The sequence below is a fragment of the Chitinophaga sp. S165 genome, from assembly GCF_003182155.1.
GTDB lineage: Bacteria > Bacteroidota > Bacteroidia > Chitinophagales > Chitinophagaceae > Chitinophaga.
The window spans coordinates 1,837,781-1,853,983 of sequence record NZ_QGTG01000001.1; the positions used below are offsets into that span (position 1 = coordinate 1,837,781).

General features: G+C 44.3%; 13 protein-coding genes. 9 read left to right on the forward strand and 4 right to left on the reverse strand.

The genetic code is table 11. The features are described 5' to 3' along the window. Nucleotides 1–23 precede the first annotated feature (23 nt). A complete protein-coding gene (locus C7475_RS06725) occupies nt 24–1,175 on the forward strand; it encodes a YncE family protein (RefSeq protein WP_110052524.1) in 1,152 nt (383 codons plus the stop codon). Nucleotides 1,176–1,188: 13 nt separating this feature from the next. Here the strand turns inward: C7475_RS06725 and C7475_RS06730 are convergent, their stop codons facing one another. Beyond that, the gene (locus tag C7475_RS06730) at nt 1,189–2,106 is read right to left on the reverse strand and encodes a VOC family protein (RefSeq protein ID WP_110052526.1); all 918 of its coding nucleotides are present in this window, start codon (nt 2,104–2,106) and stop codon (nt 1,189–1,191) included. Nucleotides 2,107–2,224: 118 nt separating this feature from the next. On the opposite strand from C7475_RS06730, the gene C7475_RS06735 reads away from it, so the two are divergent. The 5 genes from C7475_RS06735 to C7475_RS06755 all read left to right on the forward strand — a co-directional run bounded on the left by C7475_RS06735 (nt 2,225) and on the right by C7475_RS06755 (nt 8,386). Beyond that, nucleotides 2,225–3,058 carry an ion transporter gene (locus C7475_RS06735; RefSeq protein WP_110052529.1) on the forward strand — a complete coding sequence of 278 codons (834 nt, stop codon included), beginning with the start codon at nt 2,225–2,227 and terminating at the stop codon, nt 3,056–3,058. Between the two features lie 242 nt (nt 3,059–3,300). Then, nucleotides 3,301–5,592 (forward strand): FG-GAP-like repeat-containing protein, encoded by a 2,292-nt coding sequence (locus tag C7475_RS06740; protein WP_233259776.1) that lies wholly within the window; start codon nt 3,301–3,303, stop codon nt 5,590–5,592. Nucleotides 5,593–5,733: 141 nt separating this feature from the next. Further along, a complete protein-coding gene (locus C7475_RS06745; protein WP_110052533.1) occupies nt 5,734–6,309 on the forward strand; it encodes a Crp/Fnr family transcriptional regulator in 576 nt (191 codons plus the stop codon). A gap of 66 nt (nt 6,310–6,375) precedes the next feature. Beyond that, on the forward strand, nt 6,376–7,212 hold the full coding sequence (locus tag C7475_RS06750) for an acyl-CoA thioester hydrolase/BAAT C-terminal domain-containing protein (RefSeq protein ID WP_110052536.1): 837 nt from the start codon (nt 6,376–6,378) through the stop codon (nt 7,210–7,212). Between the two features lie 112 nt (nt 7,213–7,324). Further along, the gene (locus C7475_RS06755; protein ID WP_146217497.1) at nt 7,325–8,386 is read left to right on the forward strand and encodes a DUF5700 domain-containing putative Zn-dependent protease; all 1,062 of its coding nucleotides are present in this window, start codon (nt 7,325–7,327) and stop codon (nt 8,384–8,386) included. Here C7475_RS06755 and C7475_RS06760 read toward each other — a convergent pair whose 3' ends face one another. After that, entirely contained in the window at nt 8,387–10,780 is a 2,394-nt protein-coding gene (locus C7475_RS06760) for an ABC transporter permease (protein ID WP_110052540.1), read from the reverse strand. Nucleotides 10,781–10,979: 199 nt separating this feature from the next. Here C7475_RS06760 and bla point away from each other — a divergent pair, with 199 nt between their 5' ends. Continuing rightward, complete coding sequence (gene bla, locus C7475_RS06765; RefSeq protein WP_110052541.1) at nt 10,980–11,858, forward strand: subclass B3 metallo-beta-lactamase; 879 nt, start codon at nt 10,980–10,982, stop codon at nt 11,856–11,858. Between the two features lie 36 nt (nt 11,859–11,894). Here bla and C7475_RS06770 read toward each other — a convergent pair whose 3' ends face one another. Then, nucleotides 11,895–12,986, reverse strand: a complete 1,092-nt coding sequence (locus C7475_RS06770; RefSeq protein WP_110052542.1) for an endo-1,4-beta-xylanase — start codon at nt 12,984–12,986, stop codon at nt 11,895–11,897. Between the two features lie 326 nt (nt 12,987–13,312). On the opposite strand from C7475_RS06770, the gene C7475_RS06775 reads away from it, so the two are divergent. Both C7475_RS06775 and C7475_RS06780 read left to right on the forward strand, forming a co-directional pair. Then, nucleotides 13,313–13,855: a glycosyl hydrolase family 28-related protein gene (locus C7475_RS06775; protein WP_110052543.1), complete on the forward strand. Its 543-nt coding sequence runs from the start codon at nt 13,313–13,315 to the stop codon at nt 13,853–13,855. A 31-nt stretch (nt 13,856–13,886) separates the two neighbouring features. Then, nucleotides 13,887–14,363 carry a hypothetical protein gene (locus tag C7475_RS06780; protein ID WP_110052544.1) on the forward strand — a complete coding sequence of 159 codons (477 nt, stop codon included), beginning with the start codon at nt 13,887–13,889 and terminating at the stop codon, nt 14,361–14,363. A 68-nt stretch (nt 14,364–14,431) separates the two neighbouring features. On the opposite strand, the gene C7475_RS06785 is transcribed toward C7475_RS06780, so the two are convergent. Beyond that, a complete protein-coding gene (locus C7475_RS06785) occupies nt 14,432–16,198 on the reverse strand; it encodes a RagB/SusD family nutrient uptake outer membrane protein (protein WP_110052545.1) in 1,767 nt (588 codons plus the stop codon). Nucleotides 16,199–16,203: the final 5 nt, after the last annotated feature.

Consider the following 16,203-nt stretch of genomic DNA (forward strand, 5'->3'; position numbering starts at 1 on the left):
ATTACAATACAATAACCATAAGCATGAAACATACATATAACATTTCCTTTCTGCTCCTAATGTGCGCATTGATGCTTCATGCATGCCGCAAAGACGAAAAAGCTGTACCTCCTACCGTTACTCCTGTTGCACCAGGCATAACAGGACAGGTAAAAGGGTTTTATCTGCTTAATGAGGCCAATATGGGCAGCAACAAATCAACGCTTGATTATTTCGACTATGAGACCGGTATCTACCATAAGAACATCTTCCCTACCGTCAATCCCGGCGTAGTAAAAGAATTGGGAGACGTGGGCAATGATATCGAGATCTATGGTAGCAAACTGTATGCAGTTATCAATGTGTCCCACCTTGTAGAAGTGATGGACCTTACAACAGCCAGACACATCGCGACAATTTCCATTCCCAACTGCCGGTATATCACCTTTGATAAAGGATATGCCTACGTCAGTTCTTATGCAGGTCCTGTGCTGATCGATCCTAATGCGCGTCTCGGTTATGTGGCACGGGTGGATACAACTACGCTGACCGTAAAAGATACCTGCGTGGTGGGCTATCAGCCGGAAGAAATGGTGATACGGGATAACAAACTGTATGTCGCCAACTCCGGTGGTTACCGTGTTCCCAAATATGATAATACTGTTTCTGTGGTCGACCTTAACTCTTTTAAAGAAACGAAGAAGATCACCGTAGGTATTAATTTACATCGCATGGAAAAAGATCATTACGGCAATATTTACGTCACATCGCGTGGCGATTACAAAAACACCCGTTCCAATACCTATATCATTAATGCAGCAGATGAAGTATCAGATGTACTGGACCTTCCTGCCAGCAACATGACACTTAGCGGTGATTCAATTTATATGTACAGCACAGAATGGAGTTATGTTACAAACAGCAATACTATCAGTTACGCGATAGTCAACACCAAAACTAAAAGCATTGTGACAAGGAACTTCATCACGGATGGTACCGATAAAAAGATCAAAATACCTTACGGACTCGCCATCAATCCGGAAACGAAAGAAATATATGTAACTGATGCTAAGAATTATGTTACGCCTGGCAGGCTGTATTGTTTCACTCCTGATGGAAAATATAAATGGGACGTAGCGACAGGCGATATTCCCGCGCATTTTGTATTTACGACAAGGAAAGTGACAGGCCTGTAGGCCTGTCTGTATTTCATCTTCCTTCAAAAGCCGCTTCCAGCCTTTCAAGATCAAACTTTTTCATCTGCATAAAAGCTTTCATCACACGTTCCGTTTTCTCCTTATCCGGGCTTTTCAGCATATCGATCAGCTGTACCGGCTCTACCTGCCAGGATACACCAAACTTATCTTTCAGCCAACCGCATTCGCTTTCCTGGCCTCCACCTGCTGTCAGCCGATCCCAATAATAATCTATCTCCTCCTGGTTTTTGCAATGTATTACGAATGATATCGCCTCATTGAAAGAAAAATTATGTGCTGCGGTGCTATCCATTATCATAAACTCCTCTCCTGCCAGGTTAAACTGTGCGTGTTTCACCATGCCTTCCGGATTCTCTTCTCCCGGCCCGTTCCTCAATATGCCACGCGTAACGGAATCTCTGAAGACAGCAGAGTAGAACCGGATAGCTTCTTCCGCTCTGCCTGCCTGCTCTTTGACGAACATCAACGAAGGCGTGATAATCTGTCCGTTAGTGTCAGATAATTTCCCCAGGGAGACCTGCCAGGAAAATCCATACCGGTCCTGTACCCAGCCATACTTTTCACTCCAGGGATATTTATCTATCTCCATCAGCACCATCCCTCCTTCCGCCAGCTTTTTCCAGAGTGCCTCTGTCTCAGCCTCCGTTTCACAAACAACGAAGTAAGAGATCGAAGGATTGGGCGTGAATACCGGACCACCATTTAACCCAAGAAAGGGCGTACCACCCAAACTGAACTCAACGGTCATTACAGTGCCTTCTGGTCTTTTGTGAATTTCATACCCTTCCTTGCCATACTTTGTAATATCACCTATACCTGATTGCGGAAAGATGGAGGTATAGAATTTCGCTGCTTCTTCAGCCTGGTTATCAAACCAGAAACAATTAGTGAATAATTGGTGGTTAGTCATAACGGACGATTTAAGTGATAAATTTAGTATTATAAATTTAAGCTTGTTATAGATAACAACGAGCATCCTTTGCACTTTACCTTTAAACTAAGGTGACAGAAAAGATGTATATTCAGGTATGGAACAAAAAGCCCCTGATAATGATGAGCTGCGCCCCTGGCAATCCAGGCTGCATGAGGTTATTTATGAATCTCATACCACTGCGGGAAAAGCATTCGATATCACGTTGCTTGCTTTTATTCTTTTAAGCATTGTTGTTGTAATGCTCGACAGTGTAGCATCGTTACATGCACGGTATGGCATGATCTTTTTCATACTGGAATGGTTTTTCACGCTGACCTTTACGGTGGAATACATCCTGAGACTGATCTGTATCCGAAAGCCTTTAAAATACATGTTCAGCGTATTGGGCATCATAGACCTGCTGGCCATTATTCCCAGCTATCTCAGCTTTGTTTATATTGGTTCTCAGTCATTGCTGGTATTCCGCGCGCTGCGCTTACTACGTGTATTCCGGATCTTCAAGCTGGTTCATTTCCTATCGGAAATGCGCTTTTTATATATTGCCATTCTTAACAGTATCCGTAAGATCAGCATTTTCATTTTGTTTGTAGTAAGCACAGTTGTTATTCTGGGCTCCATCATTTACCTGGTAGAAGGCCCTCACAATGGCTTTACAAGCATTCCACAATCTGTTTACTGGGCGATTGTCACCATTACCACAGTAGGTTATGGCGATATAGCGCCGGTTACTCCTTTGGGCAAGTTTATCGCCAGTTTTATCATGCTATTGGGATATGGCATTATTGCTGTTCCAACAGGCATTGTTACGACCGAAATGGCGCTTGCCGCCAAAAGTCAGAAACAGGATAGTCAGGCATGTCCGTCTTGCGGAAGAGAAGGGCATGATCATGATGCCCGTTATTGTAAATATTGCGGCACTGCACTTTAATAAACAGATAAATCACTTTAAATCACTGGCATATAAAACACCAGATAATAAGTCCTGACCTATAATTCAGGCTATCGCGAAAATATTGCCGGTTCTTCACGTGGAGGGTGCAACAGGTATAAATAAAATACATTATCTTGTCTTGATAGCAACCTATAAACTGTAAACATTTCCTTATACCCTCAAATACTATGTAAATATTCTATAACCCAAAATCCCTTTTGTTTATGAAAAAACGCTACATGAAAACACTACTTTTCTTTGCTTCCCTATTTCCCTCATACCTGTCGGTAGCCAAAACTACAGATCCCGTTATTGAAAAGGCAAAGCTGGAAAGCATTAAAAAAGTTATTACACGAAGTGAATACTTCATTCGCTGGCAAAATACAGCCGCCGCCTACCAGAGCCCTAACCGCAACAACAATTTAGATGCTACTTACACCGGACAGCAAATGAGTGTCGTACCCGCCGGAAGCAACACTGACTGGTCTTTCGGACTCACCGTACAAAATATCACCGCTGATGGAAAGCAGATCGGCAGTCTGGTAAAAGACCCATTGATATCTTTGAATGATAATACTATCCGGTTCAACCACAACGGAAAGTTTACGGTTGAATATTCGAACAGCGAACAGGGTATACGGCAGAATTTCATCATACAACAGCCTTCATCTGCAACCAGGAAGATAAGTGTCCAACTGGATGTTTCCGAAGGATGGATTGCAGAAAAACATAGCAACACCAGTTTGTTGTTTAAAAACGGAAAACAACAGCTTTCTTACAGCGGTCTTGCTGTCTGGGATGCAAAAGGGAATTGCCTGCCTGCTTATTTTTCTCTGGTAGATGATCGTATCCGGATAGAGGTCGATGTACAGCATGCGACCTATCCTGTTACCATCGATCCCTTACTGGCTAATTCCACTCCACAAAATGCCAATTCCTTTTTGCAGAGTAACCGTCCGGAAGCACTGCTTGGCTGGAGTGTATCTGGTGCCGGTGATCTGAATAATGATGGCTACGATGACGTTATTGTGGGCGTACCACGTTATAAAAACGGGCAGGAAGAAGAAGGTGCCGCATTCATTTATTACAGCAGTTCAAATGGCATCAATCCAAACGTTTATACCATACTGGAATCCAATATTGAACACGCCCAATTCGGGTATACTGTAGTAGCGGCCGGCGATATCAATGGAGATGGATCTCCTGATATTGTGATCGGTGCTCCTCAATATGATCAGGCGCCTTTGTCAGGCTTCAGAGGACGGTTTTATGTTTACAAGGGAACACCGGTTGGGTTGACGACAACACCTTCCGAGATCATTGATGGTTCTACCGACAATGCCTTCCTCGGTGAAGTTTTGTCGGCCGCAGGAGATGTAAATGGTGACGGTTATGATGACATCATCGCCGGTGAATATTATGCCATAAACCAATATGGCGATCCGGGTATCGTCTGGATCTATTATGGAAGTCCTTTCGGACTAAATGGAATGGCCCCTACAATGCTTGAGGGATCTGTACACAACGGTACATTCGGCAGAAGTGCATCGGGTGCTGGTGACGTAAATGGCGATGGTTATGATGATATTATACTTGGATCAATTCATGCTTTAGGGCCGCTGCCATTCCAGGGAAACGTCCAGATCTACTATGGCAGCATTTACGGGATAGATATGAATCCAAATGTTGTACTGAACGGACATACAGAAAACTTTGGCTATAAAGTAGCTTCTGCCGGTGATATCAATCATGATGGTTTTGATGATGTATTGGTTAGCGCTCCCAGATTTTTTCTTCCGTTCGGAGATACTGTCTTTGTTTATCATGGCAGCGGCAACGGCGTTGATGCTATTCCTGAAGCTGCACTCCCTAGTCCCCAGGACAATGTTGGCTATGGCGCAAGCATTGCCGGTGCAGGAGACCTGAACGCTGACGGCTTTGCTGATATTGTTATTGGTTCCTGGCTCGAGTCAAACGGACAAAGTATGGAAGGAACGGCTTATGTTCACTATGGCCGCGCAATAGGCCTTAATCCAATACCAGGAGCCACCATCCAGAGTAATCAGGTGAATGCGAACCTCGGTACAGGTGTTGCGTGCGCTGGTGATGTTAATCATGATGGCTTTGATGATCTCATTGTTGGCGCTCCCAATTATGCCGTACCTGCAGCCCAGGTCCGCGAGGGAGGCGCCTTTATTTATCATGGCATTTCGGTCAATCCAGGTCTGACAGCCGGCAATCTTGCTGCTGAAAGCCTCCTGCCGTCAACTGCTTCGGCTATCGCTACAGTCAAAGCGTTTCCAAACCCTGTCGTTGATAACCTTTCCATTCAGTTCGATGGATTAGACACTAAACATAACACCACCATACAGCTATTAAATACACAGGGAGCTACTGTTAAAAATATCTCTGTTGGAAAAATAAAAGGTGGCAGTGAGCAGATAAATATTGATGAACTTACGCCGGGATTATATTTAATGATCGTACAGAATGGTACTAACACATTCCGCGAAAAGATAATCAAGCAATAAACTTATATACATACTTCAACAGAAAAGGCGCTATCGATCGCGCCTTTTCTGTTGGCATAAGCCCCTACGACATTTACCCATATTCCATTTTCAAATGCTGGTGTCGTTTAAAATTGTACATTTAAAGAAACAGCCCCGGCAATGATGGACCAATTTGAGACTATCCTAAGTCATTTCAGACAATATATCAAAGTAAGTGAGGAACTAGAACAGGACCTGCGAAGCAAGCTTGTTTATAAAGCGTCCCACAAGGGCGACATTATCCAATATGCAGAGAAGGTTTGCACCAAAAGCTACTTTATTATAAAAGGCCTGACAAGGACATACTATCTCAAAGACGGCGTGGAAATCAGTGAATACTTCTCCTGCGAATCAGAATGGGTCAATTCTCCGAAGAGTTTTATTGAGAGAACAACAGACATTTATAGTATCGATTGCCTGGAGAACACTGAGGCATTCTGTATCGATGTTAACGACCTTGTGTATCTTTTCAACGACTACCCTGAGATGGAACGGTATGCACGTCTATCAATGGGAAGTGTATTCGGACATCTGATGGAAAGGATCACCTCATTGCGGTTCACCTCTGCAAAAGAAAAATACGACCACTTCATAAAGGTATACCACGACATTCACCACAGAATACCATTGGGAATGGTTGCTTCCTATTTAGGGATTACACAATCCACATTGAGCAGATTAAGGGCCGGGAAGTAAGTTTTTGATCCAGGACAAAATTTCCCTCTACCCCTTTCCGGAAATTTGTCATAAATTAAATGAGATATGAAACCGTTCTGTAAAATCCTGTACATCCTTTTATTCATTGGCAATAATGTTTACGGGCAGGATACCTTGAAACTGAAAAACATAGATGCTATTCTATATACCGGAGGGAACAGTCGGCAGCCGCTGGTCGTGGGGCTGGGAGGATCTGAAGGAGGTAACGCATGGGCAAGCAGGCACTGGAAAAACACCAGGGATTCCTTCATTGAAAAAGGCTATGCCTTTCTGGCTATCGGATATTTCAAAACAAAAAACTCTCCACCGCTATTAGAGAAGATCGCTATTGAGGATGTTTACAATGCTATCTCAACAGCAAAAAAGAACAAAAAAGTAAACCTGGGAAAAATTGCCATCATCGGCGGGTCCAGGGGTGCTGACCTGGCATTGCTTGTTGCCAGTTGTTATAAGGACATTTCCTGTGTTATCGGGCTCTCGGCAAGTCATGCTGTTTTTCCGGGAAATACCTCCCATTTGAGCACTTCCAGCTGGACATATAACAATAAAGAGTTGCCCTTTGTACCGGTAAATGAAGACGCGGTCCCCTATATGATGAATGGCAAGCTAAGAGGCGCTTTCGAAGCCATGCTGAAAGATACTGTTGCTGAACAACTTGCGCTGATCAGGGTCGAAAACATTAAAGGGTCCATCCTGCTCATTTCAGGAACAAAAGACGAAATATGTCCTTCGAGTGAGATGTGCGACCGGATGGTACGGCGGCTAAGAGATAAGCATTTCCCGTATCGTTTCGAGCATCTGAAGTTTGAAGGAGGCCATGGCGAGCCGTTAAAACATTTTGATAAAGTATATGAGTTCCTTGAAACAAACATGAAGAACTAAATGCGTCGACTAACTAAAATGATTCGGCCCGGAATTAAAATCTGTATCAGACAATGTAAAAAATATCGGTCAAATTCATTAAACTGCAGATGTTATCCTTACCTGATCTAAGATGAAAACATTTGCCGGCATCATTTTATTCATTTGTTGCAGCACTGTATGTATGGCTGCATATAACGTCCAGTCCTGCTATAAATTCTGGGATATAACAGAGATGCTAAGAAAGGGTACACTACCCTCTGATGCGGATTGGTCGGCACTGAAACAATCAGAAGGTTATAAAAGAAAAAATATTCCAGACGCCAGGTGGAAGGAGTTTGTTGATAATGTAATCCTGGTGTATTCAGCCGGCAATGAAGAAAAGATCCGGGAGAAAATGGGCAATGACATTTCTCTCCGATGGATCGTGAGGTTTGCAACAGAAGAGGACAAGCTGAAGCGATACATAGCTGATATTGCAAAGACAGATCTGATGGATATCGCACTGGTGCACACCAGGAGAATGCTCCCTCAAAGCTATAAAAACTGTTTTCCGGAGCCCACTGTTTATTTCATACTCTTCGACTATGATGCGAATGGAAACAGTAATGGGGTTGTCATGGACCTGCTGGTATCCTTCGACATGGACACATACAAACCCGGCATATTTCTCGGGCATGAAGTTTTCCATTATGCGCTTGCGTACTGCAGAATTAAACTGAAGAGATTCAAGTACATACCCGAACAATACGCCGCAGTCTTTACTTCCATAAACGCCATCAGCGAAGAAGGAACTGCTGATCTGATCGACAAAGCGTCTTTGCTCTTTGAACAGCACTCGCCCTATCTGTTAAAAGATACTTTCTTTAATATCTACACTTCACAGTCCACGGCATGCATCTTAAAAATAAATGAGACGTTAGAGCATTTATCTGATAAGCAAATTGAACCTTATACCCAGTATAATTACTGGCGGCAATTTATGCCCGTATCCGGGCATATCCCTGGTTTGTTTATGAGTAACGTCATCAGGCAACGAAATCTGGAGAATGAATTACAGGCCAACCTCAGTAATCCTTTTTCTTTCTTTTACCTATACAATGAGGCAGCTAAAAAGGACACCACCGGTTTGCCCATGTTTTCAAAAAAATCAATCAGGTTCCTACGCTCACTGGAACATCGTTACCTGAAATAACTATTCACTCTTTAACGATTGCACAGGGTTCGCCAGTGCAGCCTTTATAGCGTGGAAACCAACGGTAGCCATGGCTATGAATATTGCTATAGCACCCGCCAGCAGGAAGATCCACCAGCTTATATCAATACGGTATGCAAAATTATCGAGCCATCTGTTCATCAGGAAAAAGCTAAGCGGCGATGCTATCAGTAATGCAATAACCACCAGTTTCAGAAACTCTTTTGATAACAAACCTGCTATACCAGCAACACCTGCACCTAATACTTTACGTATGCCTATTTCACGCGTACGCTGGCGGGCCGCTAAATAAGACAGCCCAAATAGCCCCAGGCAGCAAATAAAGACAGACAATACTGTAACGTAGCCGACAATCTGTTGCCAGCGCTTTTCTTCGCCATACTGCCTGGTTATATCATCATCCATAAAGCTGAACTGGAAAGGACTGTCAGGCAAATGATCTTTGTAGATCCTTTCAATTGCCACTAATGCCTCTGGCAATTTGCCTTGTTGGGCCTTTACGAGGATCTTTTCATAATGCCTCATCACTAACACCTGTGGTCCGATCTCTTGCTTCAACGAATTATAATGGTAATCTTTCACTACTCCTGTCACCGTCATATGCAGATCTCCTTCCCATTCGCCCATCAGTTGTACCCGCTGCCCGATAGGGTCCGTCCATCCGGCTTGTTGTACGAATGCCTCGTTTACAATAACAGACAGCGAATCTGATCCGAAGTCGGCCGAGAAATTCCTTCCCTGTTTCAAAGGAATTTCCAGTCCGGGAATATAAAACTCGTCTACCCTGAATTTCAGACTGGGTATCGTCTTATCGCCCACTTTCATCATGTTATTATCACCCCAGGAATTAAAACCGGACACCTGTGCAACAGCAGTTGATGTTGCCAGTTCGGAGCGGAAAAGCCGTACTAACTGATCAGGATTCCGCTGCGGAGGCAGCTTGATACTGATCATATCAGAAGGGTTATAACCCAGTTCTTTATTCATGATAAAATTCATCTGGAGATAATACACCAGCGAAGCGGTTACAAAACCAATAGCCAGCGTAAACTGGAAAACCACCAGGCTTTTACCCAGCCAGCCCTTTCCTGTACCTGTTTGCTGTTTGCCATACAAAACGGCTACGGAATTAAAACGGGAAAGTACAAATGCAGGGTACAATCCTGTCAGTATTATGCTTAAGGCGATAACCGCTATTCCCGTAGCCCATATCATCGCATCTTTTATGATATCCAATTCTATGTGCCTGCCGGTCAAAGAATTAAATACAGGCAATAACAACCAGCTAAGAAGAGCTGCCAGCAGGAAGGCGGCTGCACACAACACAGTCGCCTCAACCAGGAACTGTGCAATGATCTGCCACCTGTTACTGCCATTCACTTTTCTGACGCCGATCTCTTTCGCTCTTTGTAAGGAATGTGCAATGCTGAGGTTCACAAAGTTAATGCAGGCCATAAGCAATATAAATGCTGCTATACCTGACAAAATATATAGTGTGGTATTCAGGCTGCCATCGAATATGCCTGTTTCACTTTGTACGCTTCCGCTATGGAGATGTACATCGGCTAATGGCTGCAGGCCGAACGACAGCTGTGTTGGAATATCATCCTTACCCTTTGCATCGCGGATCTGTTCCCTTGCGCCTGCCTGAAAAACAGTGGCAAACTTTTGCTCTACCTTTTTCGCGTCCGATAACGGATGCAGCAATACAAATGTGCTCAGATATTGATTGAGCCAGCTACCATCTTTAAAGAATGTTTCGACAAACCGGAACGGCAGCACCACATCAAAGCGAATGGAAGAATTCGCCGGTATCGCTTTTGCCACTGCTGTTACGGTAAGCGTTTGAATACCTTGTTCTTCTATTTTCAATGTTCTTCCTACTACGTCTGTTTTCCCGAAGTATTTCATCGCAGTTTGCTCTGATAAAACTATGGAATGTGGGTCGGCTAATGCTGATGACGCATTACCATGCAGTAGCGGAAAAGAGAAGAGGTTGAAAAAACCGCTATCGGCAAATAGCCCTTGTACATTAAGCGCCTTTTCATCACCGATGATATTAAAGCCCCCTACATTCCAGAAACGTACATAATCTACTATTTCAGGGATAGCGGCTTTAAAAGCAGGCCCTTGTACCTGTCCGGAGGCGTTTATGGTTTGCCTTTCTCCCCGGTTATCCTTGATCGTGGTAGTAATACTATATAATTGCGCCCCCTTTTCATGGAAGCGATCAAAGCTCAGCTCATTTTTCACAAAGAGCACGACAAGCAGCACACAGGTTAGCCCTATGGCCAGTCCGGCTACATTAATAAACGAAAACAGGGGATTCTTGCGGAAATTCCTCCAGGCCAACTTGAGGTAGTTGCTTATCATGATATAAGGTTGATACTGTTAATATAACGAAATCCCTCAGAACATCCGGCTCCATTTATTTATTCGGTTTAATTAACCAATAACAGGCAAGCATTCAATTAGTCCGGCGTTCAACGTCTTCACTTGATAACGACGCCCGGAAAATATCTCAATGATATTAACTGATGAAATACCTTTGCACTTCAACTTATATCAAATAATGAACAGCTTATTGAAAAACACCTTCCTCGCCGCTGTTTTGTCGGCATCCACGGTGCTGGCCCATGCGCAACACGTACACGAGCCCAACTTGAACAAACCCGAATGGTCCGCAGCGTACCAGCCTTTCAGGATCGCCGGTAACCTCTATTACGTAGGAACATATGACCTTGCCAGTTATCTTATTACGACCAGCAAGGGCAATATTCTTATCAATACCGGTCTGGCGGCTTCAGCACCTATGATCAAGGCTAATATAGAAGCACTTGGATTCAAATTGGCGGATACTAAGATCCTTCTCACCACCCAGGCCCACTTTGACCACATGGGTGCAATGGCAGCTGTCAAGAAGATGACCGGCGCTAAAATGATGGTGGATGCGGGCGATTCTGTCGTATTAACTGATGGGGGAAAATCAGACTATGCAATGGGGAATGACACAATGCTTTACCAGCCGGTAAAAATTGACCGTATCCTACATGATAAGGATGTGATAAAACTGGGAGATATGCAGCTCACGATGCTGCATCATCCTGGTCATACAAAAGGCTCCTGCAGTTTTATCTTTTATGTAAAGGATGATCAGCGTTCGTACAAGGTCCTGATCGCCAATATGCCGACCATCGTTACAGAAAAAAGCTTTTCAGCTATACCGGCGTATCCGCAGATCACAAGCGATTATGCCTACACGCTGAAGTCAATGAAAAGTCTTCAGTTCGACCTGTGGGTGGCTTCACATGCCAGTCAGTTTGACCTTCATAAAAAGCACAAACCAGGCGATGCCTACAATCCGGCTGTTTTCATGAACAGAAAGGAATACGACGAACAACTGGATTATCTGCAAAAGGAATTCGACAAGAAAATAGCTTCAGGAAAGTAATTACATGAGGGGCACAATTACGATTGTGCCCCGTCCTTAAAAACTCACAACTTCCTTAAAGGCCTTTTTAGGCTGAAAATCCCTGTCAAACAGCAGCGGATAATCCTTCCTGCCCCGCACGGGGAAATCGTCCAGCCAGCTATGCCTGTCTGATACATTCCAGAAAGTCACGCCAGTCAGTGATGCTTTATACTTACGAAATATTTCAAAGACGGCCCTGTATTGAGCTGCCTGGGCATTTTCCCGTTCGCTGGTAAAACTGGTGTCATTATCACCAGCGCTCCGCGTCCTGGCCTCATGTTCTTTTGGATAAACAGAAATATCCAGCTCTGTGATCTGTAATGGAAGTTTCAATGCAGCAAAATCGGCGAAGGTATTTTCCAGCTGTTCCGTCGTAGGCTCGTTGATAGCCCAGTGCCCCTGTAACCCAACCGCTTGTACCGGCACTCCTTTACCTCTCAGTTCTTTTATCATCCGGATGATCTTTCCTCTTTTGACAGGATTTATCTCATTATAATCGTTGTAAAAAAGCACTGCCTCCGGGTCTGCGGCATGCGCCCATTGAAAAGCCTTTTCTATAAACCCGGGGCCGCATATACGCAACCATGCCGAGTTACGGTAAAACTCATCCTTCTTGTCGCTGATCGCCTCATTGACCACATCCCAGGCATATATCTTTCCCTTGTACCTTGTAACAACTGTGGTAATATGCTCTTTCAGCCGCTGTAACAGTATTTCTTTGGATACCGTATCGCCCTTCTTATCTGTAAACATCCAACCCGCCACCTGGTTATGCCAGCAAAGCGTATGACCTCTCATCTTCATCCTGTTCCGCACCGCGAAATCGACAATAGCATCCGCCTTCCTGAAGTCATATTCATCCTCTTTAGGGTGAATTACGCCCATTTTCATATCGTTCTCCGGCGTCAGGCTATTGAATTGCGTAACTATAAATTGTCCTTCATTTCCCTGTAGTGCACGGGGGGAAACAGCTACGCCGATGGGAAACAGAGAACGGTAGTAATCCTTTAAGCCTTTCCCCGGTTGATCCTGACCTATACAGGACCCGGCAAAAAAAACGCCTGTAACAGCTGGTAACAGTAGCTTCGTTATCTTTTGGAAATTCATTTGTTTAAGTTTTAAAGCATTATGCAGCCGACCAGCACCGCCCGGAAAAGGACAATGTCGGTGCAGTTAAAATATTAATAGCTTCGTCTTTGTGGTTGCGATTATACAGGCGAACTTTCAGGACAATCAAACAACGTGGACTAGATACATGGCGGGTCAATCCATAATAAAAATGGCACATAATTTCTTAATTGTCAAATTTTCCGGTGATTATTTTAGCAGTATTTACTACCAGTCAAACCCATCTTGTTTATTACGCAGAACCACTGCGTGGTGATGCCCTATTTTTGTATCATTCATTGATTTTTTAACAGTGTATTTGCATCATGGCAATTATTGATTTAACCATTAGCGCTCTCAAAAAGCTCAACCCTCCATCTTTAAACAACACTTATTATGTAACAGACAACGGCCGGGAAAGCGAGTGGAAATGTACGTCGCTGACCGGCAATCCCCCCGGCGAGAATACTACAGATAATATACTTATCGGCGATCACGGCGCAAAATTCGTCCGCATCTATTCAGGCGGCGTAAACATCTTATGGTTCAAAACCACCAGAAATACGTGGACAGATGCGATCCAAAAGGCCGTTAATGTATCGGACGAGATATACTTTCCTTATGGCACCTACCAGGTATCCCGTACCATCACCATTTCGGGCAATAAAAGACTGTTTGGAAGCGGCACCATTACCAGGGAGAAAACCGCTAACGGCTTCTTTGAGTTCCTTAAAATTACAGGATCAGATACCAATGTAAAGATCGAAGGATTGACGTTCTACGAAGATATCAATCCCGATATTGCTGAAGATGACTTTTTTACGGTTAACTTTGGTTCCGATTCGATAACATATGAAACTACGAGATGAACTCCTAAAAGAACATAGCAAAGCAAACTGTATGCGCATCGTAGCATGGATCGGCAGTTCAGAAAAAAGGTTTGCCCAGCTGGTCCATATATTCATTCACGATGAATACCGCGTTGTACAAATGGCTGCATGGCCCTTAAGTTATGTATTGGAGACACATCCTGAACTGGCTGAAAAACATCTGCCGGTATTGCTGGACAACCTGGAAAAGCCAGATCTGATATCAGCAGTGAAAAGAAATACCATTCGTGCTTTACAATCGGTGCCTATACCGGAAAAGTATCATGGCATGGTGATGAACCACTGCTTTAACTATATCAGCGATCCGACAGAGAAAGCAGCAGTGAAAGCGTTCTCGCTGACCGTCCTGGAAAATCTTTCAAAGATCTATCCGGATATTAAAGGAGAGCTCAAACTGATCATTGAGAGTAATATAGAGAACGAAACGCCGGCGTTCATTTCAAGAGCCAAAAAGATCCTGACCAGAATGGCCCGCGGCCGATGGTAAAAAAATATCTTGTTATAAAAGTAAAGGTCCGCCGAGGCGGACCTTTACTTTTATAACATTCAGTATTATCAGTATTTATCATTCTGCGTGAACGCATCTGATGCATCCATTGCAGACTGCGGGATCGGGAATACCCTGCGGAAAGGCTGGGATACAGGTTTAGCTGTACATGCAGCCTCAAATTTTCCAAAGCGGATCATTTGTTTCCTCCTGTACATCTCCCAATACATCTCGAAACCTATTTCATTATAAAGTACCTGCTCGTTAATGGCAGTCAGCGCCTTACCTGGCACTTCATTGTAAAGCTTCTCACGGGTCCTGCTGGTACGCAGTTTATTCATGTCTCCCAGTGCCAGATCGGTCTGACCTTTGCGGAAGTAAGCTTCTGCACGCATACAATAAATACCCCCTAAACGGTAAAGCGGAATATCTACGCTGCTGAAACTATTTCCTCTTCCGGGATCATATTCATACTTGAACACGCGTACGCCCTGATTGATCTGTGCCTGTGTAAAAATAGCCTGTGCCGGGTTGTCGAAATGAATTTCCGGTGTGTAATCTACTGGCTGTGCAGCATACTTGTCGCAGAACAGTTTGAATACTTTGATACGGCCGTCCGGCGTTCTTTCGAAATCAGTTGTACCGATTTTCTTAGGTCCGTATTGTTGGCCTTCCTGGAAACCGCGGTTAAAGTGGAACCACAGCAACGCCGGACTAATGTTTGGCACAAAACTGGTTGCAGGTACGCTGACATCGCTACCGTCATTCATGAACCAGGTACCATCTTCATACTGATATTTTCTGGAATAACGCGGGTCATCATGATTACCATCCCAGGTATGATAATACTCTGGTGTTATACAGGAAGCGTTAGTTCCCCTCGTTGCCGGAGAAGGCGTCTGGCTTCTTTCCATTGACATATAAGCGAAGTCGTTATCGCTGTTACGTCCGATGTTGACATCCTGGCTTACCACGAAGATCAGTTCCGGTCTACCGTTATTTTTTATACTAAAGTTCTCGAAGTAGTTGCTTTCCAGGTGGAACCTCGAATCGTCAATGATCTTGGATGTATAGGAGATCACCTTGTCCATATCGGTACCCTGATTGTCTACCGCTGTCTCCAGGAAGTTGAAGGTAGCAGCATAACGGTTTTTCAATACCGCACGGTTCAGGTACATATCGGCCAGCATCGCATAAGCAGCCTGCTTGGTGAAACGTCCGTTGTGGGTATTTTGCTCTTTCAGATCAGCCAGATCAGGCAGGATCGTTTCCACTTCTTTGATCAGCTCATCGATAGCAACATCCGCTTTCTTTACTTCCAGCTCTGCATTTGGATTATAAGGGTCCTTATATGGCGCCTGTCCGAAGAGGTCCAGCGTATGATAGGTATAAAAAGCCAGCATAGCTCTTGCCTCGGCAAGGAAGAGTTTCTTGTTGGTAAAATCAGGCTTATTGTTAACAGTACTGATAGCAGTCAGCGACTTAATAATACCTGCGTTCAGTGCATTCCAGGCCTCGTTCACCCTGCCGTTGTCCGGTCCCCAGGTAAACTCATGGAGCGCACGCCAAACACCACCATCTCCCCAGTCACTACCACGGGTCGGGAGGAATGCTTCATCTGTCGAATATTCCTGTAATGCGAACACGTTACCATGATCAACAAAAGTAGCGTCGCCCATTTGGCCATATGCCGCAGCCAGGGCATTTTCAGGGCTGGCGTTGTTAGAACCCAGCACCTCGTCGATCACCTGTTCTTTCAGGTCTGTACAGCTTACCATCGCTACCGTGAGCGCGACGCAAGCTAATTTATGTAGTTGTAATGATTTCTTTCTCATGGTCT

Bases quoted from the DNA above. Each gene is read 5' to 3' on its own strand.
- C7475_RS06725 (WP_110052524.1), top strand. From the start codon at position 24: ATGAAACATACATATAACATTTCCTTTCTGCTCCTAATGTGCGCATTG.
- C7475_RS06730 (WP_110052526.1), bottom strand. From the start codon at position 2,106: ATGACTAACCACCAATTATTCACTAATTGTTTCTGGTTTGATAACCAG.
- C7475_RS06735 (WP_110052529.1), top strand. From the start codon at position 2,225: ATGGAACAAAAAGCCCCTGATAATGATGAGCTGCGCCCCTGGCAATCC.
- C7475_RS06740 (WP_233259776.1), top strand. From the start codon at position 3,301: ATGAAAACACTACTTTTCTTTGCTTCCCTATTTCCCTCATACCTGTCG.
- C7475_RS06745 (WP_110052533.1), top strand. From the start codon at position 5,734: ATGATGGACCAATTTGAGACTATCCTAAGTCATTTCAGACAATATATC.
- C7475_RS06750 (WP_110052536.1), top strand. From the start codon at position 6,376: ATGAAACCGTTCTGTAAAATCCTGTACATCCTTTTATTCATTGGCAAT.
- C7475_RS06755 (WP_146217497.1), top strand. From the start codon at position 7,325: ATGAAAACATTTGCCGGCATCATTTTATTCATTTGTTGCAGCACTGTA.
- C7475_RS06760 (WP_110052540.1), bottom strand. From the start codon at position 10,780: ATGATAAGCAACTACCTCAAGTTGGCCTGGAGGAATTTCCGCAAGAAT.
- bla (WP_110052541.1), top strand. From the start codon at position 10,980: ATGAACAGCTTATTGAAAAACACCTTCCTCGCCGCTGTTTTGTCGGCA.
- C7475_RS06770 (WP_110052542.1), bottom strand. From the start codon at position 12,986: ATGAATTTCCAAAAGATAACGAAGCTACTGTTACCAGCTGTTACAGGC.
- C7475_RS06775 (WP_110052543.1), top strand. From the start codon at position 13,313: ATGGCAATTATTGATTTAACCATTAGCGCTCTCAAAAAGCTCAACCCT.
- C7475_RS06780 (WP_110052544.1), top strand. From the start codon at position 13,887: ATGCGCATCGTAGCATGGATCGGCAGTTCAGAAAAAAGGTTTGCCCAG.
- C7475_RS06785 (WP_110052545.1), bottom strand. From the start codon at position 16,198: ATGAGAAAGAAATCATTACAACTACATAAATTAGCTTGCGTCGCGCTC.